The organism is Lentibacillus salicampi (genome assembly GCF_004565465.1).
Classification (GTDB): Bacteria; Bacillota; Bacilli; order Bacillales; family Amphibacillaceae; genus Lentibacillus; species Lentibacillus salicampi.
On the sequence record NZ_SRHY01000004.1, the window covers coordinates 163,728 to 182,214 of the forward strand.

The 18,487-nt window shown below is 42.0% G+C and carries 16 protein-coding genes and 1 other RNA gene; 14 read left to right on the top strand and 3 right to left on the bottom strand.

Going from position 1 to position 18,487, the window contains the following annotated elements:
• The first annotated feature begins 4 nt into the window (after positions 1 to 4).
• The 6 genes from dinG to nth all read left to right on the top strand — a co-directional run bounded on the left by dinG (position 5) and on the right by nth (position 7,613).
• On the top strand, positions 5 to 2,812 hold the full coding sequence (gene dinG / locus E4U82_RS05595) for an ATP-dependent DNA helicase DinG (RefSeq protein ID WP_135109089.1): 2,808 nt from the start codon (positions 5 to 7) through the stop codon (positions 2,810 to 2,812).
• 295 nt (positions 2,813 to 3,107) lie between these two features.
• Complete coding sequence (locus E4U82_RS05600; protein ID WP_135109090.1) at positions 3,108 to 3,650, top strand: cell wall elongation regulator TseB-like domain-containing protein; 543 nt, start codon at positions 3,108 to 3,110, stop codon at positions 3,648 to 3,650.
• A 16-nt stretch (positions 3,651 to 3,666) separates the two neighbouring features.
• Complete coding sequence (locus tag E4U82_RS05605) at positions 3,667 to 4,851, top strand: pyridoxal phosphate-dependent aminotransferase (protein WP_135109091.1); 1,185 nt, start codon at positions 3,667 to 3,669, stop codon at positions 4,849 to 4,851.
• A 16-nt stretch (positions 4,852 to 4,867) separates the two neighbouring features.
• Positions 4,868 to 6,160, top strand: coding sequence for an asparagine--tRNA ligase (gene asnS / locus E4U82_RS05610; protein WP_135109092.1), 1,293 nt, complete (start codon positions 4,868 to 4,870; stop codon positions 6,158 to 6,160).
• A 106-nt stretch (positions 6,161 to 6,266) separates the two neighbouring features.
• Positions 6,267 to 6,944 carry a DnaD domain-containing protein gene (locus E4U82_RS05615; RefSeq protein WP_135109093.1) on the top strand — a complete coding sequence of 226 codons (678 nt, stop codon included), beginning with the start codon at positions 6,267 to 6,269 and terminating at the stop codon, positions 6,942 to 6,944.
• 3 nt (positions 6,945 to 6,947) lie between these two features.
• Entirely contained in the window at positions 6,948 to 7,613 is a 666-nt protein-coding gene (gene nth, locus E4U82_RS05620) for an endonuclease III (protein WP_135109094.1), read from the top strand.
• Positions 7,614 to 7,666: 53 nt separating this feature from the next.
• On the opposite strand, the gene E4U82_RS05625 is transcribed toward nth, so the two are convergent.
• Together E4U82_RS05625 and recU are read right to left on the bottom strand one after the other, a co-directional pair.
• The gene (locus E4U82_RS05625; RefSeq protein ID WP_135109095.1) at positions 7,667 to 10,438 is read right to left on the bottom strand and encodes a penicillin-binding protein 1A; all 2,772 of its coding nucleotides are present in this window, start codon (positions 10,436 to 10,438) and stop codon (positions 7,667 to 7,669) included.
• Positions 10,439 to 10,456: 18 nt separating this feature from the next.
• The gene (gene recU, locus E4U82_RS05630) at positions 10,457 to 11,041 is read right to left on the bottom strand and encodes a Holliday junction resolvase RecU (RefSeq protein ID WP_135109096.1); all 585 of its coding nucleotides are present in this window, start codon (positions 11,039 to 11,041) and stop codon (positions 10,457 to 10,459) included.
• Positions 11,042 to 11,833: 792 nt separating this feature from the next.
• Here recU and E4U82_RS05635 point away from each other — a divergent pair.
• The 6 genes from E4U82_RS05635 to E4U82_RS05660 all read left to right on the top strand — a co-directional run bounded on the left by E4U82_RS05635 (position 11,834) and on the right by E4U82_RS05660 (position 15,369).
• On the top strand, positions 11,834 to 12,112 hold the full coding sequence (locus tag E4U82_RS05635) for a hypothetical protein (protein WP_135109097.1): 279 nt from the start codon (positions 11,834 to 11,836) through the stop codon (positions 12,110 to 12,112).
• Positions 12,113 to 12,184: 72 nt separating this feature from the next.
• Complete coding sequence (locus E4U82_RS05640; RefSeq protein WP_135109098.1) at positions 12,185 to 12,532, top strand: DUF1798 family protein; 348 nt, start codon at positions 12,185 to 12,187, stop codon at positions 12,530 to 12,532.
• Between the two features lie 130 nt (positions 12,533 to 12,662).
• The gene (locus E4U82_RS05645; RefSeq protein WP_135109099.1) at positions 12,663 to 13,061 is read left to right on the top strand and encodes a cytidine deaminase; all 399 of its coding nucleotides are present in this window, start codon (positions 12,663 to 12,665) and stop codon (positions 13,059 to 13,061) included.
• A gap of 294 nt (positions 13,062 to 13,355) precedes the next feature.
• Positions 13,356 to 13,658, top strand: a complete 303-nt coding sequence (gene gpsB / locus E4U82_RS05650; protein ID WP_135109100.1) for a cell division regulator GpsB — start codon at positions 13,356 to 13,358, stop codon at positions 13,656 to 13,658.
• Between the two features lie 66 nt (positions 13,659 to 13,724).
• An RNA gene (rnpB, locus tag E4U82_RS05655) (RNase P RNA component class B) lies at positions 13,725 to 14,111 on the top strand.
• Positions 14,112 to 14,238: 127 nt separating this feature from the next.
• Positions 14,239 to 15,369 carry a THUMP domain-containing class I SAM-dependent RNA methyltransferase gene (locus E4U82_RS05660; RefSeq protein WP_135109101.1) on the top strand — a complete coding sequence of 377 codons (1,131 nt, stop codon included), beginning with the start codon at positions 14,239 to 14,241 and terminating at the stop codon, positions 15,367 to 15,369.
• Positions 15,370 to 15,637: 268 nt separating this feature from the next.
• Here E4U82_RS05660 and E4U82_RS05665 read toward each other — a convergent pair whose 3' ends face one another.
• Positions 15,638 to 15,838: a cold-shock protein gene (locus E4U82_RS05665; protein ID WP_135109102.1), complete on the bottom strand. Its 201-nt coding sequence runs from the start codon at positions 15,836 to 15,838 to the stop codon at positions 15,638 to 15,640.
• Positions 15,839 to 16,184: 346 nt separating this feature from the next.
• On the opposite strand from E4U82_RS05665, the gene E4U82_RS05670 reads away from it, so the two are divergent.
• Both E4U82_RS05670 and E4U82_RS05675 read left to right on the top strand, forming a co-directional pair.
• A complete protein-coding gene (locus E4U82_RS05670) occupies positions 16,185 to 17,855 on the top strand; it encodes a formate--tetrahydrofolate ligase (protein WP_135109103.1) in 1,671 nt (556 codons plus the stop codon).
• Positions 17,855 to 18,454: an HD domain-containing protein gene (locus tag E4U82_RS05675; protein WP_135109104.1), complete on the top strand. Its 600-nt coding sequence runs from the start codon at positions 17,855 to 17,857 to the stop codon at positions 18,452 to 18,454. The genes E4U82_RS05670 and E4U82_RS05675 overlap by 1 nt, the downstream gene beginning before the upstream one ends.
• Positions 18,455 to 18,487: the final 33 nt, after the last annotated feature.

An 18,487-nucleotide genomic window follows, 5' to 3' on the forward strand; every position in this document is an offset into this window, starting at 1 on the left:
CATTATGAACGAAAGGTTTGTTGTCGTTGATTTAGAAACGACAGGACATTCACCGGTAAATCCTGATAAAATTATTGAAGTTGGAATAGTTGTCATCGAAAATAATGACATCACAGGTGAGTTCTCCACTTTTCTTAATCCAAACAGGCCAATACCGGCTTTTATAACAAATTTAACCGGGATTACGGATGCGGATGTTTATGAAGCGCCTGCATTCCGGGACAAAGCGGCTGAAATAACGGCTTTGTTTGAGAATAGTTATCTGGTGGCGCATAATGTTCCATTTGATTTAGGGTTTCTGAATGGGGAACTGGCGGCAAGTGGTTTTTCTCAACTGCACAATCCTGTATTGGATACGGTGGAACTTGCCCGAATTCTCTACCCGCAGGCTCCCGGTTTTAAACTGGGGCAATTAGCAGACTATCTGGACATCACACATAAAGCGCCGCATCGTGCAATAGCAGATGCGCACATGACTGCAAAATTACTATTAATTTTGTTGCAGAAACTTAAACAATTGCCTTATGAAACCATCGCCCATTTGCTCAATTTGGAAAAAAGATTGAACTCTGATGTACATGCCATACTGTCAGAACAGCATCAGGCACTTGCTTTTTCAAGTGATGAAAATGAACAAATGGATATATACAGAGGTCTGGCTATGAAGGCATTAACCGATGTCAAACCGGAAAAGCAACACATCGATACTTCTTTCGGTAGCTATCTTGATGGTATATATGAAGTAGAAGGGACCATGGAACAATATATGCCTGGATATGAAAAGCGGAATGGACAACGCGAAATGTCTGAAACGATATTCGACGCTTTTCAGGCAAAAAATCACGCACTGATCGAAGCAGAAACCGGTACAGGGAAATCATTGGCTTATTTGCTCCCGGCAATTTATGAAGCAGTGTCCCGGAATAAAAAAATCGTTATTAGCACCTATACAACCCAGCTGCAGTCCCAGTTGCTTGACGAGGAAATCCCATTAATGCATCAACTCGTATCATTTCCGTTTCATGTTGCGTTACTCAAAGGCAAGCAGCATTATATCAGTCTTGATAAATTTGAACGTGTATTAGCTTCTGAGGAGTCGGATAATTACGATGTAGCGCTAACAAAAGCGATGCTTCTCGTATGGTTGACAGAAACTGAAACAGGGGACATTGACGAGATTCAGCTGCCATCAAGCGGTTACTTATTTTACAGGCAAATATCCACCGATACGGAAGGTGCTATTGATCCATCATCTCCATGGTTTTCCCGGTCATACTATCAGAGAGCCCGCAGAAAAGCACAACAAGCAGATATTCTGATTACCAACCATGCCTTACTATGCACGGACATGTTTAATGATTATCAACTACTGCCATCTTATGACAAAGCCATCATTGATGAGGCACACCACTTGGAAGAGACTGCTTCAAGAAACTATGGCTTAACACTAAATTACGTTCAGATTCAAAATACGCTGAATCAAATCGGACGAACGGACGAGGGTAACTGGCTTGGGAAACTGCTTATGAAGCCCCCGATTGACGATAGTTATGATTTTTCAAAAACCGATTGGAATGATATTTTTGGGAAAGCGAAATATGAAGTAGACGATTTATTTCGGATGCTGTTTCAATATGTTGTTGAACAAAAACAAAAAAGTAAATCGCTGAGTGATACAGGCAGAATTCAATATCGTTTTGATGGTGAAAAAGAAGATCCTGCCCAGTGGGAAGTTATTGTGGAAATGGTGAACAGATTATCCTTTTATCTGCGCGATCTAATCCATTTGCTTTCATCGTTATCGCAGCCGTTTGTCTCCAATCATTCGTTTAACGACTATTATTTGGAAGACTTGAAAACAACTATGGAGGCACTGCAATCAATTATTGACAGGATGGAGCAATTATTTTTAACAGATGATAACCATCCCGGAGTAAAATGGATTGAAATGGAGACGCGTGGTGCCAGGAATGCTGTCTATTTGTACAGTGAGCCAATAGATATATCGACCTTACTGGCAGACGACTTTTTCAGTCGAAAAGAAAGTATTATTTTAACAAGTGCCACGTTGTCAATTCGGAATTCTTTTTCATTTAGCCAAAAACGGCTTGGCCTGTCACCGGAAAACCTGATGACAGCTAAAATTCATTCACCATTTTCTTATCAGAATCAGGTGCAGTTAATGATCCCGGATGACTTCCCTGATATCAGACACAGCACAATAGATGGATTCATACAGGCGGTGTGTGAAGCTATTATTTCGCTGTCTGACATTACGGACGGCAGAATGCTCGTTCTGTTCACATCATACGATATGCTCAGGAAGGCCTATTATTTGCTGAGAGAAACAATCGATACCAGCCAGTATATGCTGATCGCCCAAGGGATATCCAGCGGAAGCAGATCCCGGTTAAAGAAGAATTTTCAAACGTTCAGTCAATCGATTTTGCTTGGCACGAGTTCCTTTTGGGAAGGCGTTGATATTCCAGGACAGGATTTATCGTGCCTCATGATTGTACGGTTACCGTTTCAACCACCGAATCATCCCGTATATGAGGCAAAGTCGAATCAGTTTAAAAACGAAGGGAAAAGCCCATTTTTTGAATTGGCGTTACCAAATGCTGTTATTCGTTTTAAACAGGGTTTCGGAAGGCTGATTCGGTCCACAGATGACCGGGGGATTGTATTTGTGTGTGATGCGCGTATCATGAAAGCAAGGTATGGAAAATATTTTACCGAATCAATCCCGGCTGTCCCGATAACCCATGATTCAACAAAATTGATCATGAAACGAGCGGAAGAATGGTTTTAAAGACTTCAGACCATTGAATCGACAGAATTAAAAAAATACTGATGCACCGGCTAATGCATCAGTATTCAAGAGAGGTATGGGGCTGGAAAAAATATTTGTTGAAATAAATAACAAATTTGTCGCAATGCTTGTTATACTATATAATGTGTCTGCTTATTTATTTTCAACGATACTTATATTGTTGGCATTGCCACCAACAATATAAGTAGCAAAATATGATAACACAAGCAGTATTTATAACTGGAGGACAATTAATGGATTTAAAAATCAGGATTTTATCAGCGGGATGAGATAAATGAGGAACAATCGATTGTTACAGTTAACGATGCCGGGATGGCTCAAATGGGTATTGGGAATCGCTGGTTTTCTGATGGTTGCGATTTTTATCTTTGGCATTTATTTGTACCAGGCGATACAGGAAAATCGTACAGCATCATTTGACCAAGTTGAAGAACAAGTGTTGCAGGAAACGGCATTAAACAACATCAGCAAAATCAGACGGTTTCATGGTGAAAATGCATATTATACAGTTTACGGGGAATCGAATCAAAATGAGGCTATGATAGTATTTTATCCGTTTGATGGGAACCAAACCAATATCATAAGTGTGCATCAATCGGAAATCATAGCTGGAGACGAGGTTAGAGCTTATTGGTATGATCAGTGTGATGGCTGCACGCTGTTTAATATGAAACCGGCTGTTATTTTGAATGATGGGAAACAGCCTGTGTGGGAAATGACGTATGAAGATAATACAAACCATTATGTGATGGAATATTTATCTTTCCAAGATGGATCAAGAGTTGAACTGATTCGTTTCAACCAGTTATATGATTAGGAAGGTGATACTAAAAATGGATCTTGCAAATCGGGTGAAAACATTGACCCCCTCATCTACATTAGCGATTACCGCAAAAGCGAAAGCGTTAAAAAACCAGGGATATGATGTTATCGGACTTGGTGCAGGCGAACCCGACTTTAATACCCCTGAGTACATACTGGAAGCTGCAGAAGAGGCTATGCGTAATGGATTTACAAAATACACACCAGCCGGTGGTATAGCAGGGCTTAAACAGGCTATAGCCAATAAATTCAGCCATGATAACGGGCTCACTTATACAACTGACGAAATCATTGTTACGACAGGTGCCAAACATGCTTTATATACACTTTTTCAAGTTCTTGTAAATCAAGGGGATGAAGTGATTGTACCTGCTCCTTATTGGGTCAGTTACCCGGAACAGATTAAACTGGCTGAAGGAAAGCCTGTCATCATTAACGCAGAGGAAAAAAATGAATTCAAAATAACGCCGGCACAGCTTGAGGCAGCTATTACACCGAAGACAAAAGCAGTTATTATCAATTCGCCGAACAATCCAACCGGGATGATGTATAGTCAGCAGGAGCTGCAACAGCTTGGCGAAATTTGTCTAAAACACCAAGTTCTAATTGTATCAGACGAAATATACGAAAAACTCATTTACACCAATGACAAACATGTTTCAATAGCCGAAATTTCCAGCCAACTGAAGAATAACACCATTATTATTAACGGGGTATCCAAATCACACGCTATGACCGGATGGCGGATTGGATATGCTGCTGGCTCTGCTGAAATCATTAAACCCATGACAAATCTGGCGTCACATTCAACGTCCAATCCAACGTCAATCGCCCAATTTGCAGCTTTAGCTGCTTATAATGCCGATGAAGATCCCAATGCTGAAATGCGGGCAATATTCAGTGAACGGCTTGAGCTGCTGTATGATTTATTAAAAGACATACCAGGCATTTCATGTGTTAAACCAAAAGGGGCTTTTTATATGTTCCCAAACGTGCACGAAGCTGTCCGACAGAATGGTTTTGATACGGTTGATAATTGGGTGAAGGCATTACTTGAAGAAGAAAAAGTTGCCCTTGTGCCCGGGACCGGATTCGGTGCTCCGGAAAACGTCCGGTTATCCTATGCTGTATCAACTGATTCACTAAAAGAAGCAGCAAAACGAATCAAACGATTTGTTTTAACTCATCAATCATAGCTTTGGAGGGTCTATTTTGAAAACAACGATTACACAAGTACCAGCCTATGAAGGGCAAGTTGTAACCATTGGTGCGTGGCTTGCCAATAAACGATCAAGCGGTAAAATTGCTTTTTTGCAGCTGAGGGATGGCACTGGTTTTATTCAAGGTGTTGTCGCCAAAAGTGACGTAACGGAAGACGTCTTTCAGCTTGCTAAAAATATGACACAGGAATCATCAATGTACATTTCAGGAACCATTGTAGAAGATAAACGGTCTCCATTTGGCTATGAAATGCAGGTGAGCGACATCCAACTGATTCAGGAAGCAGTCGATTATCCGATAACACCGAAAGAACACGGCACCGAGTTTTTAATGGACCACCGCCATTTGTGGCTGCGTTCCAGCCGCCAGCATGCCATTATGAAAATAAGGAATGAAATCATTCGGGCAACTTATCAATTCTTTAATGATCAAGGGTATGTGAAGGTCGATCCGCCTATTTTGACAGGTTCCTCAGCAGAAGGTACAACTGAACTTTTCCATACACAATACTTTGATGAAGAAGCTTATTTGTCACAAAGCGGCCAATTGTATATGGAGGCCGCAGCTATGGCATTCGGTAAAGTTTTTTCATTTGGTCCGACGTTCCGGGCGGAAAAATCCAAAACGAGACGACACCTGATTGAATTCTGGATGATTGAACCTGAGATGGCCTTCGTCGACCACGAAGAAAGCCTGGAAATCCAGGAACAATATGTCAGTTTTGTGATACAGTCTGTTTTGGAAAATTGTCAACTTGAACTCGACACACTCGGACGGGACACCTCTAAATTGGAAGCAATTAAGGCACCGTTTCCGAGAATCAGTTATGATGATGCCATTGCTTTATTAAAAGATAAAGGATTCACTGATATTGAATGGGGAGAAGATTTCGGCGCCCCGCATGAGACGGCCATTGCCGAAAGCTTTGAGAAACCTGTTTTTATTACCAATTATCCGGCAGCTATCAAGGCATTTTATATGAAACCAGATCCCGCGCGACCAGAAGTTGTATTGTGTGCAGACCTTATTGCTCCGGAAGGGTATGGGGAGGTTATCGGCGGCTCCCAGCGTATTGACGATCTTACACTTATGGAGCAGCGTTATGAAGAGCACAACCTGTCCGGGCCTGCTTACAAATGGTATCTGGAATTACGCCAATATGGCAGTGTGCCACATTCTGGTTTTGGGTTAGGCCTAGAACGGACGGTCGCCTGGATCGCTGGAGTGGACCACGTTCGTGAAACAATTCCTTTTCCAAGACTCCTGAACCGTCTATATCCTTAATGCGATTGGATATGTTTCGTCACAATCCCTTGCCGATGATAAAGCAAGGGATTTTAACATCTATCATAGGGTAAACATGCTATAATTGGAAATGAGGTGGCCATTTATGAAAAAATTCATTTCATTTCAGGATATTGTATTAAGTCAGGTGCAAGTGCCTGTTCAGTTACTTGATAAATATACAACGTTAGGGCTTAAGGAACAAGAAGTTATGGTTATCCTGCAGCTGCTGCGCTTTCTACAGGACAAAAATGATTTTCCGACACCAAATGACTTGTCCAGCCATCTGACAATCAGTGAAAAGGAATGCGCTAATATTTTACGGCGGTTGATTCAAAAAAATTTATTATCCATCGAACAATTAAAAAACGAACAAAACCAGATAAGCGAAGCATATAGTCTTAATCCGCTTTGGGAAAAGCTTTTTGCAGAGGAAGCAGAAGACCGTACAGAAAGTGATGGAACACTATTTGTTTTATTTGAGCAGGAATTCGGCAGACCGCTGTCACCGTTTGAAATCGAGATGATCAACACGTGGCTGGATGAAGATGAGCTGGCACCATCGCTTATAAAAGCGGCATTAAGAGAATCTGTTCTGATGGGGAAGCTTAATTTTAAATATATTGATCGGATTCTCCGTGACTGGAAGAAGAAAGGAATTCACACTGTTGAACAGGCCCGTGAAGCAAGCAAAGCTTTCCATGAAAATCAGTCAGCAAAGAAGGGACCTGCACCCGAAAAACGGGATACATCCATTTATTACAACTGGCTGGAGGAGGAGTAGGGGATGCTTAATAAATCACAGGTTCAGCATTGTCTGGATGTCATGAAAGAAATGTACCCAGAAGCACAGTGTGAACTGAACCACGCAAATCCTTTTGAACTTGTTATTGCCGTGTTATTATCCGCCCAATGTACGGATAACCTAGTCAATAAAGTAACGAAACCATTATTTAAAAAATACAAAACGCCTGAAGATTATTTAGCAGTATCTTTGGAAGAACTACAGCAGGATATCCGATCAATTGGGCTTTACCGGAATAAAGCGAAGAATATTCGAAAGCTCTGTCAAATGCTGATTGATGATTACGGCGGAGAAGTGCCACGAACAAAGACAGAATTAATGAAACTCGCGGGTGTAGGGAGGAAAACTGCAAATGTTGTAGCATCTGTTGCATTCCGGGAACCGGCGATTGCCGTTGATACACATGTTGAGCGTGTCGCCAAACGATTGGCTATTTGCCGGTGGAAAGACTCTGTTCTGGAAGTGGAACAGACCCTGATGAAAAAGGTTCCAAAAGATGAGTGGGCCGATACCCATCACCGAATGATTTTTTTCGGGAGATATCACTGCAAGGCAAGAAATCCGCAGTGTTCGGAATGTCCGTTGCTTGATTTATGCCGGGAAGGGCAAAAGCGGATGAAGAAAGAAAAAAAGGCCGGGGAAAAATAAAGAAGAGGCAGTCTCCAAAATTGGATGACTGCCTCCTTTATTATGGGCGGCGATTAACTTTCTTCATCATTTTCATCTTGACCGTTTCCTTCCTCACTTTCATTCTCGTTTCCGCCTCCGCTGTCTTCTCCATTATCACTGTTACTCTCGTCGTCGCCTTCAGAGCCACCTGAATTGTCTCCGCCAGGAATGCTGACTTCTGTACGTGACGGTTCCCCTCTAACACCTTGGTTGGCGCCGTTTTGGCCAACAGGCGTAACAACTATCGAATAGGTTCTGCCCGGCTGAACACCGTCACCTTCAATGACAATTCCCTCTGAGTCGACCGTTTGTGTCTGGAGCTGGCTGCCGTCTTGCTCAACAGATACTTCAAATTGAGCAGGCGGACCATTGTACTGCCAGGAAACATCGATAGCCGAATCAGCTGCAGCAGCATTTAATCCCTCGACAGGTGGTACGTTTCCGCCTTCGTCTTCCTCTTCATTCTCGTCCTCTTCTTCGTCTCCCGGCACTTGAACAGAAGTTGTCGCAGGTTCGCTGGTACTTCCCTCAGTTGTGGCGACTACCTCAATTTCATACGTTGCACCAGGTTCAACATTGGAAATTTCCATTGATGTTTCGTCGGTGGACGAAAGATTCTGCATTTGGCCACCATCAATACTGGCGCTCACGTCATAGGACACATCTTCTTCTGAATCATAATCCCATTCAACTTGAATAGCTTCAGATTCCTCATCATAAGCTGCATCAAGTCCATCTACCGGGTCAAGCTGGTCATATTGCTCTGAAGTCTTGGTTGGTTCCGTTCCTTTTACAAACAACTCTGTTACGGTTTGAGATTCAGGCGTGTAATCACTTGGCAGTTTGGCAGGGTTTGATCCTTTTTCCACGGCCACTTCCACAACCGAATCAGGTTTTGTAAAATCTGCTGTGTCAACGTCTTGTGACAGCTCCATCATCGTGCTTTTATATAACGCATGCGGAATTTTCGTATCCGGCAATGTTATATTATTGTCATTGTAACCGGTCCAAACCGAAATCGTATAATCTGTCGTATACCCATTGAACCAGGAATCGGGGGAGCCGTCCACCTTTTCTCTTGTGGTCGTACCTGTTTTACCAGCATCCGGCAGACCAGGTACATTCGCTTGGGCGCCTGTTCCTTCTGAAATAGCGGTTTTGAGCATATCGGTTATCATGTATGCTGTCGACTCTGACATGGCCGCTTCAGGTTCCGGTTTTAATTCAACGGTTCTGCCGCTATCCGGAAACTCTACTTTTGTAACAGCGTATGGCTCGTTATAAATACCACCATTTCCAAATGCACGGTAGGCACCTGCAAGATCAAGCGGGTTCGTTCCTATACCACCGCCAATCGCGTCTGTCAGACGAATATCGTTGTCTCCAAATGAAATACCTAAGCCCTCTGCAAACTGTTTAGCATTACTGGCACCAACTTCATCAAACGTTTTGACTGCCGGAACGTTCAATGACTGCTGAAGTGCATACCTCATGGATACCCATCCATAATACTGGCTGGCCCAGGTATTAATTTTTTGGTCACTGCCAGCGATGTCATATGGTCCATCATCATTCAGCTGATGATACGTGGACCACTGATTTTGTTCAATGGCGGGGCCATAATCAATAATCGGTTTGAACGTTGATCCCGGCTGTCGGCTTATATCTGTTGCATAATTTAGTCCGTCATTCTCCAAACCACCACGGGCGCCGCCGATTGCGCGTATCGCTCCAGTTTCCGTATCCAGCACGGTCATACCGGCTTTCATCTCGTGTTCATCACCATCCTCGTCGGTGACGGGAGCCGGATAGTTGATCGGGCTGTCATCGGAGAGCAACGATTCAACATGGTCCTGGGCATCTGTATCAATTGTGGTATGAATTTCTAATCCGTCTGTATAAATATCCACACCATCGATTTTTTCTTCAACTTCCTTGCTTACCTGCTGCAAAAATGCCTGATATGGTGTCGGGTCCGGCGTATCTTCGGTCAGCAGGGAAGGGATATCCACCTGTCTCGCTTCTTCAGCTTCACTTTCTGAAATTTTTCCATTATCAACCATCAGACTCAAAACAGTATTCATTCGGTCTTTTGTTAATTCGGGATTTTTAAATGGATTATATCCGGACGGCCGTTGGGGCAATCCGGCTAGTATGGCAGCTTCAGGTAATGTTAGTTCACTCAGATCCGTTTTCCCGAAGTAAAGTTCTGACGCTTTCCCCACGCCATAAGCCTGATTCCCGTAATAAATTTTATTCAAATACATCTCCAATATTTCTTCTTTGGAATACTTTTGTTCCAATCGTAGTGCCAGCCACATTTCCTGAACCTTAATACTGATTTTCTTTTCGGGTGACAGGAATGATTTCTCAACCAGCTGCTGGGTAATCGTACTAGCGCCTTCAGAACCGAATCCATTTTTTAAATTCGCAACCAGGGCACCGCCGACCCGCCATATATCAACACCAGGATGATCGAAAAACCGCGCATCTTCAGTGGAGAGGACGGCATTAACCAACACTTCCGGCAGTTCTTCATATTCAACCTTGGTTCGCTGCTCGGCCCCTAGGTTAGCAAACAGCTCCCCATCTTTATCATATATTTTTGATGGGAACGGCGTATCCAATTTTGATGCATCAATGTCCGGTGCTGTAATAATATAATAGGTAAACAGCGCACCAACACCGATTCCTATAGCCAGTACGGCGATAAAGGATATCATTAATATTTTTTTCCATAGCGGTTTTTTGGCAGCTTTTTTTTGTTTGCGCCTTGCTGTGCGAGAGTGGCCGTTTGTTGCCATAACTCTTTCTCCTCCAATCTAAAAATAAAGCTGGTCAATAATGGCCAGATAATGAACTCTTGCCTGATAATGAAATGGAATTCTGTATCCCGTATTTTGAATGGTTTCATACGGAATTGATTTTTTTCCACCGTTAAATTGTGCTTCCCAATAGGGGAAAAATGTTTCAGCAGGCATATAGTATGTTTCATTATAGACGGAAAATCGTATAATTAAAAAACAAATACCTCCGTGGTTTGCAATAGATTGCATATGTTTAATCTGATGTTCATGTATGTTAGCCAACGGAAAACGTGTTTTGTTTTTCGTCTCCTTTGCCTCAAAATCCACATGTCTGTCACGGTATATGCCATTATAATCAGTCGTAGAGGGCTGTTTAAAATAACCCTCTGTTATGACAGCAGCACTTCTTTTGGGATAATGTACATTAACAACTTGTACCGGTGTTGGTTTCTTATGGATAACTGCCTTATCTGCACTCCGATAAAAGACATTCGTAGCATTGATATCCTCTTCCAGCGTCATTCCGCGGTTGCTGAATCCCATCGAACGGGTTTTTTTGGACGCCATACTTTTGTTTTTTTGACCATTTGGGTAACGCATTGATTCTCCCCCTAGTTTATTACAGTATCATACCAAATAATGCAGGAATTGACTATCTAACCAGTGAAATTAAGGTTATATAGGGTTGTCGCGCGGGGAAAACACGCCTGCATTCATTATATTATATTTGACAGGAAAGCGCACAATTTTAATGACTTTTCCCTGACAAAAGCTTGCCAAAACTTTTGATCGTTTTTTTCAAAATAAAACGGTTATCAGGATAACTATTCGGAACGACTGGTAGATAAAGGGGGGATAATGAAATAAAGAAGTAAAAATGGTTTGTGGCATTCCAGTCCAATTAAGAAAAGCTGAGGGCACCTTGTTCACCCCCGAAAAGCTTAAGCAAAAATTTGTAGTGGCGGGTTTTACCACGTAAATTTTTACTTCAGACCTCGAGGGGTTAGGCCCTGGAACTGGACATGGCTATTGCTGACAAAAAGCTTCATATAGCCGAAAAATCTATACTTTCCTATCTTTTTAAAAAGGATTTGCTTAAGAACAAATCCTTTTTAAATACTTGTTTATCATTATTTACGTTGATGGACGGTTAGGCCCGTCTATTTTCTTGTTGCGGCTCTTATTTTCCCTTTTACGATGATGTTTTTCAGTCTTTTGCTGTGATGGTTTTTCAGCCATTGTACCTACCTCCTTTTAACCTTAGTTTGTCTAAATTAAAGCGAATATACACTTGTTTTGCCGTTATACTTCTAGTTTTGTCGATGGGGGAGGGGAGTACTGTTTTTATCACGAACTAGTGATTAACAAATAATAATGGGAGGATGAGTTATAATGGTAAAGTTCATAACAGCCAACTCAAAAGCGGAAAATATCCGGAAGCGGGACTTTAAAAATGCATTATCAGATATGGCCGACCAATTACGGTTAATGGATCAAAAAATTACCGTGGCTGCTGATAACAGTATAGAGCAGGAATTCCAGAGTCACCAGCAGGAACTATATCACTCCATATACACGTTAAACAAACTGCAGCAAAACCCGCAATTAAAACGAAAAGAACTTGTTCACAATCGTTTTATCCCTGACCAAGCGGATAAAAGACTGTCATAATGGATGCTTTTTGGTGAACCAAATGATAAAATAAGCCTTACAGTTAAATTATTGCAAAGGTCAGGATATTTTATGAATTTAATGCAACAAACCGAACAGCTTAAGGAGCATCTCGAACATTTAAAGGACACATATGAAGCGAATAATCCTCCCGAAAGTAAAAAGGATAAGCAGTTTTTTCAAATGGTAAAGGAACGTACAAAACCTGTTTATGAACTGCTGGCCGAATGGGAGGAAAATGCACTTCAGACTGTCAAAGAACGAAAAGTAAACCTCCATCCGCAGCAAGTTACGTCAACACGGGAAAATATGGAACTTCTTTTGCTGAACAGCTATTATGTTGATGTCAAGCGGAAGCGGTATATGGAGTTAAATCATTCGATACATTTTATTTTTAATCAGCTGTTATCTGATTTGTAAAGCGCTTTACAAATCATGCTCCTTTCGATTATAATAGTCTCCCGCTTATAATGGACCATAACCTCCCATAAAACGGGAGATAACTGTCCGTAAATGTCCGATTCTGTTCAACTTATGTGAGGGGGATACGATGAGTAATTCCGAATTACTTAAGGAAGCAAAAGATATTAAGAAGAAGGCGTATGTTCCATATTCTAAATTCTCTGTCGGTGCAGCAATTTTAACATCTTCAGGAAAAATTTATACGGGATGCAATATCGAAAATGCCGCCTACCCGGTCAGCTGTTGTGCCGAACGGGTTGCCATTTTTAAAGCGATTGCCGATGGTGTACATGATTTTTCTGAGATGGCAGTTGTGGCTGATACTGAACGGCCTGTTCCGCCGTGTGGCTCCTGCCGTCAAGTGATGAGTGAGTTTTTTGACAGCAGTATGAAAATCCATTTAAGCAATCTGCATAATGACACCAAAACCGTAACGATGGAAGAATTATTACCATTCTCTTTCCAGGCGGATGATATGGGTGATTGAAGCTGATAAACGCAGCTTCTTTTTTTAAGTCTGTTAAATGGTATTACGGAAATTCTTAATAGTAGGAGTGGAAGCCCGGGGCGCCTGCAGGAGAGCGGACGTCCGGAGTTGAAATCCGACAATAATGATGTCCGAAGCTTTGTATTCATAAGACAACTATTTGGAATCATGTTATACTATCAACAAGAGAAAATGGTGCATATATCAATAGGAGTCTAAATACACATATAAACGGACATGCTTTTTTCTTCTTTTTGAAATGATTAAGAAAAGATTAATTTGAGGTGACTGTAGATGAGTACAAATCGGATTCAACTTACAGGAAAGGACATACTGGAGAAAGAATTCAAAACGGGTATGCGGGGATATAATCAGGAAGAGGTCGATGAGTACCTTGATACCATTATCCAGGATTATGAAGCCCTCCAACAGGAAATCGACAAACTTAGTCAGGAAAATGAACGGCTCAGGAAACAATCGGATCAGACAAGAAGCAGGCAATCGGCGCCAAATCATCAGGTAAATTACGATATTTTAAAACGTGTATCCAACCTTGAAAAAGCTGTTTTCGGCAAAAAATATGCTGATTCCGAGTAATGTTAGAAATTACTAGTGAATATGTTTCTTAAATGTGCTATAATGCTATTAGAAAATAAAAGTTGAATGCTTGCGTAATCGCTGTATATACCATATATACAGAGGAAAGTCCATGCTCACACAGGCTGCGAGGCCTGTAGTGTTCGTGCTTGACGAAATCATAAGTCAAGGTAACGGTTAACGTTAACGGCAGTGGAACGTCCTAATTCGAAAGATATGGGTCAGTACACTTGAAAGTGCCACAGTGACGCAGTCGGGTTGGAAACGATTCGAATGGAACGCGGTAAACCCCACGAGTGAGCAACCCAAAAATAGGTAGGGGCATCCTTGATTAGGGAAGTGAACCGAAAAAGGGACGGGTATTTATGCAAATACCTGCAGATAGATGATTACGACCGATGTACAAGGCTGACCACCGTCCAAGTACAGCGGAACAGAACATGGCTTATCAAGTATTCATGGTCTCTGAATTTGTTAACACAAAACCTTTCTGATACTTTGTCGGAAAGGTTTTTTAATTGCTTGCATGTTATGGTAAACTGGTACTGATTTTAATTCAGAAAATGAAAGGAATTACTGTATGTCTGATGAGGTTACGTTAGTTGCAACAGCTGCCATGGGCCTTGAATCAATTGTTGCTGCAGAAGTAAGGAAACTTGGTTATCAAGTGAATGTCGAAAATGGGAAAGTTATTTTTAATGCACCTCCATCAGCTATCCCGCGCTGCAACTTATGGCTCAGAAGCGCTGATCGGGTTAAACTGCTGGTTGGACAATTCAAGGCGGTGACGTTTGATGAATTATTCGAAGCTACAAAAGCCCTGCCGTGGGAGCATTTTATCACAGAAGAGGGAAAGTTTCCTGTTGCAGGAAATTCTGTAAAATCCACCCTGCACAGCGTTCCGGACTGCCAGGCGATTGTCAAAAAGTCAATAGCTGAACGTCTGAAATTAAAATACGGTGTTGCAGGAAAAATGCCTGAAACCGGGGCTTTATATAAAGTGGAAATTGCGATACATAAAGATCATGCCACGTTAACGATTGATACATCCGGTACAGGATTACATAAGCGGGGTTACCGCCTTGGACAGGGAGAAGCACCATTAAAAGAAACAATGGCTGCCGCATTGGTTCAACTGACCAACTGGAAACCTGACCATCCATTTGTGGATCCTTTTTGTGGTTCTGGAACAATTCCGATTGAAGCTGCATTAATCGGTCAGAATATTGCCCCTGGCTTTAATCGGGATTTTGCTTCAGAAAACTGGGATTGGGTTAAAAGCCGTCACTGGGAAAATGCCTTTGAAGAGGCTGAGGATCATGCAAATTATGACCAGGAACTTCATATAACCGGATCGGATATCGATCAAAGAATGATTAATATTGCCAAAGAGAATGCAATGGAAGCTGGACTTGGTGATCTGATTTCCTGGAAACAAATGCAGGTACGTGACTTGTCCATCCGAAAACCAAGTGGTTATCTAGTCGGCAATCCGCCATATGGACAGCGTATAGGTGATCAGGAAGACGCATCGAAGCTCTATCAGGAGCTGGGAAAGGTTATGAAAGATCATCCCTCCTGGAGCGTCTATATTTTATCAGCATTTGAAAGATTCGAGCAAAAATATGGTGAAAAGGCCACCAAAAAGCGAAAACTTTTCAACGGGTATATCCAAACCAATTACTATCAGTATTTTGGAAAAAAACAGTAAGTATCGCAGCAGACAAAGAGGGCGGGACACCAAGTGTTTGTACCAAGCAAAAATCCGAACAACACAACTGTGATAACCCACTACGGAAATATACTTCGCTAAATCAATTAATTGTCCGGTTCTTGTGCTGAATTTTTCTTTTGTCCCGCCCTCTTTATGTAATGTGGACGGAACCATTGTATTACCAGGCATCCTGATTAAATCAAAATATAAAAAAGCAGCGGCAATCGTGATTCGATTACCGCCGTTTTGTATATGGTTCAAAAGTTTATTTTTTAACTACGTTTGCAGCCTGCGGGCCACGGTCACCTTCTACAATATCAAAGGAAACATCTTGACCTTCTTCAAGTGTTTTGAATCCTTCTTCCTGGATTGCAGAATAATGTACAAAGACATCATTTCCTTCTTCCACTTGAATAAAGCCATAGCCTTTTTCCGCATTAAACCATTTTACTACGCCGTTTTCCATTGTGATTAATCCTCCTAAAAACTTTCACGTAAAACGTGTTAATACAAAGCAGACAAACAGAATTTAAAAAACGACTCCCTGCAGAAGTGCTGGATCACTATTGCATCCACTTCCATAGAAGCCGCTTGTCATTAATGATTCCATACATCTTCTTTGCTTGTGTCTAATATAGCTTATATTAAGCCCTCAGTCAAGAATATGCCTTTATTTATTTCGTTTTTTTATAAATATGTCGACAAATGACGGACAAACCATGAAGTCGCTTTATATAGTACTGAAAAGTATGTTAAAAGTGCACCAGATAAGTTACACTGGAATTATATTGATACGGAGAGGAGCATTTTAGATGAAAACAGACATCGAAATTGCGCAGGACGCTGATTTAAAGCCAATTGAAGAGATTGCATCCGGGCTTGATCTAGCAAGGGAAGACTGGGAACCGTACGGACACACAAAAGCAAAACTCTCTGATACATTACTGACCAAACTGCATGATAAGCCAGACGGTAAAGTTATTTTAGTAACCTCCATCAACCCTACACCTGCAGGAGAAGGTAAATCTACTGTAACAGTCGGGTTGGGTCAGGCACTGCGTAAAATCGGGAAGGAAGCGGTGATTGCTTTACGTGAACCATCATTAGGCCCTGTTATGGGGATGAAGGGTGGTGCTGCAGGCGGCGGATATTCACAAGTACTGCCAATGGAAGATATAAACCTTCATTTCACGGGTGATCTGCACGCAATTACAAGCGCCAACAACGCATTGTCTGCCATGATGGATAACCATATCCACAGGGGGAATACATTAAATATTGACCCCCGCCGTATCGAATGGAAACGGGTTATGGATATGAATGATCGCGCTTTAAGAGAGATCGTTGTCGGTCTGGGCGGGCCGTTACGCGGTGTCCCAAGGGAAGAGGGCTTTAATATAACCGTTGCTTCGGAAATCATGGCCATTTTATGTCTGGCAACAAGCTTAGAGGATTTAAAAGCACGGATCGCCGAAATTGTGGTTGCCTATACATATGATGAAGAACCTGTAACGGTTAAAGATTTGCAAGTGGAAGGAGCGCTTACACTACTGTTAAAGGATGCCATCAAACCGAATCTGGTTCAAACAACCGAAAACACACCTGCGATCATTCATGGTGGCCCATTTGCCAATATTGCTCACGGATGCAACAGCATTATGGCAACTAAAACAGCCGCCAAACTGAGTGATTATGTCGTAACAGAAGCAGGATTTGGAGCTGATCTCGGTGCCGAGAAGTTTTTGGATATTAAATCCCGTGCAGGAAAGTTTGATACAGATGCAGTTGTCATTGTTGCCACAGTACGCGCATTAAAGATGCATGGCGGTGCCAAGCCGGAAGACCTTAAAACAGAAGATATGAACACGCTGAAAACAGGCATGGAAAATCTGAAAAAACATATAGAAACGATTGAATCATTTGGATTGCCCTTTGTCGTAGCCATTAACAAATTTCCAACTGATACAAAGGCAGAAACTGATTTTATCAAAACATGGTGTGAATCCCTAAATGTTGATGTTGCCTTGACAGACGTTCATGCAAATGGCGGGGCGGGTGGAACGGAACTGGCCGAAAAAATTGTTGAGAAAGCTGATACGCCTGTTCAAAAATTAAATTATGTATACGACTTGAACGATTCCCTTGAGGTGAAAATCAGGAAGATAGCACAAATGGTTTATGGTGCTGACAATATCGAGCTGTCGTCTACAGCCAAAAAACAACTCACATTTTACGAACAGCAAGGATGGGGAAGGTTACCGGTTTGTATGGCGAAGACGCAATATTCATTGTCAGACGATCCTGCCCTGTTGGGAAGACCGGAAAATTTTACGGTAACCATCAGGGAATTGCGGCCATCGATTGGGGCGGGATTCATTGTTGTATTAACCGGTAATATGATGACCATGCCAGGGCTTCCGGAAAAACCTGCCGCACTCAACATGGATGTGGACCAGGATGGCAAAATAATCGGGCTGTTTTAATGAACATATCTGAAAAGACAACAGCCATCAGCCATTATGTATATAGAATATTTAATGATGACGCAAGCGGCCATGATTTCTTCCATATGAAACGGGTTGCCCTTATGGCAAAGGATATCGCCATTCGTGAACAGGCAGATTCATTCGTTTGTGAAGCGGCCGGCTGGATTCATGATGTCGGTGACCGAAAGTTATTTTCCGACAGGGAACAAGCTCTTAGTGCGTTGGATCATTTTTTGCAATCGATTCATTGTACGCCTGATGAAATCAGCGAAATACAGGCAGCTTCAGAGGATATTTCATTCAGCAAGGGGAACATACCGACAACATTGGAGGGAAAAATTGTTCAGGATGCAGATAGACTTGATGCAATTGGAGCTGTGGGCATTGCACGAACATTCGCGTATGGGGCAGTGAACGGCCAATTACTCTGGCATGACAGCGACAACAATCGACAACACACATCGATCCAGCATTTTTACGATAAATTACTGCGTTTAAAAGACGCGATGAACACGGCAACCGGTAAACAAGTAGCTGCCAAACGCCATCAAATTATGGAAAGCTATTTACAGCAGTTTTTCATGGAATGGCGATAACTTAACAATCAAATCGGGCAGTGTGTGTTAGAC

What these genes read in the sequence shown, in the direction of transcription:
- dinG (WP_135109089.1), top strand. Translation starts at nt 5, where the DNA reads ATGAACGAAAGGTTTGTTGTCGTTGATTTAGAAACGACAGGACATTCA.
- E4U82_RS05600 (WP_135109090.1), top strand. Translation starts at nt 3,108, where the DNA reads ATGAGGAACAATCGATTGTTACAGTTAACGATGCCGGGATGGCTCAAA.
- E4U82_RS05605 (WP_135109091.1), top strand. Translation starts at nt 3,667, where the DNA reads ATGGATCTTGCAAATCGGGTGAAAACATTGACCCCCTCATCTACATTA.
- E4U82_RS05615 (WP_135109093.1), top strand. Translation starts at nt 6,267, where the DNA reads ATGAAAAAATTCATTTCATTTCAGGATATTGTATTAAGTCAGGTGCAA.
- nth (WP_135109094.1), top strand. Translation starts at nt 6,948, where the DNA reads ATGCTTAATAAATCACAGGTTCAGCATTGTCTGGATGTCATGAAAGAA.
- E4U82_RS05625 (WP_135109095.1), bottom strand. Translation starts at nt 10,438, where the DNA reads ATGGCAACAAACGGCCACTCTCGCACAGCAAGGCGCAAACAAAAAAAA.
- recU (WP_135109096.1), bottom strand. Translation starts at nt 11,041, where the DNA reads ATGCGTTACCCAAATGGTCAAAAAAACAAAAGTATGGCGTCCAAAAAA.
- E4U82_RS05635 (WP_135109097.1), top strand. Translation starts at nt 11,834, where the DNA reads ATGGTAAAGTTCATAACAGCCAACTCAAAAGCGGAAAATATCCGGAAG.
- E4U82_RS05640 (WP_135109098.1), top strand. Translation starts at nt 12,185, where the DNA reads ATGAATTTAATGCAACAAACCGAACAGCTTAAGGAGCATCTCGAACAT.
- E4U82_RS05645 (WP_135109099.1), top strand. Translation starts at nt 12,663, where the DNA reads ATGAGTAATTCCGAATTACTTAAGGAAGCAAAAGATATTAAGAAGAAG.
- gpsB (WP_135109100.1), top strand. Translation starts at nt 13,356, where the DNA reads ATGAGTACAAATCGGATTCAACTTACAGGAAAGGACATACTGGAGAAA.
- E4U82_RS05660 (WP_135109101.1), top strand. Translation starts at nt 14,239, where the DNA reads ATGTCTGATGAGGTTACGTTAGTTGCAACAGCTGCCATGGGCCTTGAA.
- E4U82_RS05665 (WP_135109102.1), bottom strand. Translation starts at nt 15,838, where the DNA reads ATGGAAAACGGCGTAGTAAAATGGTTTAATGCGGAAAAAGGCTATGGC.
- E4U82_RS05670 (WP_135109103.1), top strand. Translation starts at nt 16,185, where the DNA reads ATGAAAACAGACATCGAAATTGCGCAGGACGCTGATTTAAAGCCAATT.
- E4U82_RS05675 (WP_135109104.1), top strand. Translation starts at nt 17,855, where the DNA reads ATGAACATATCTGAAAAGACAACAGCCATCAGCCATTATGTATATAGA.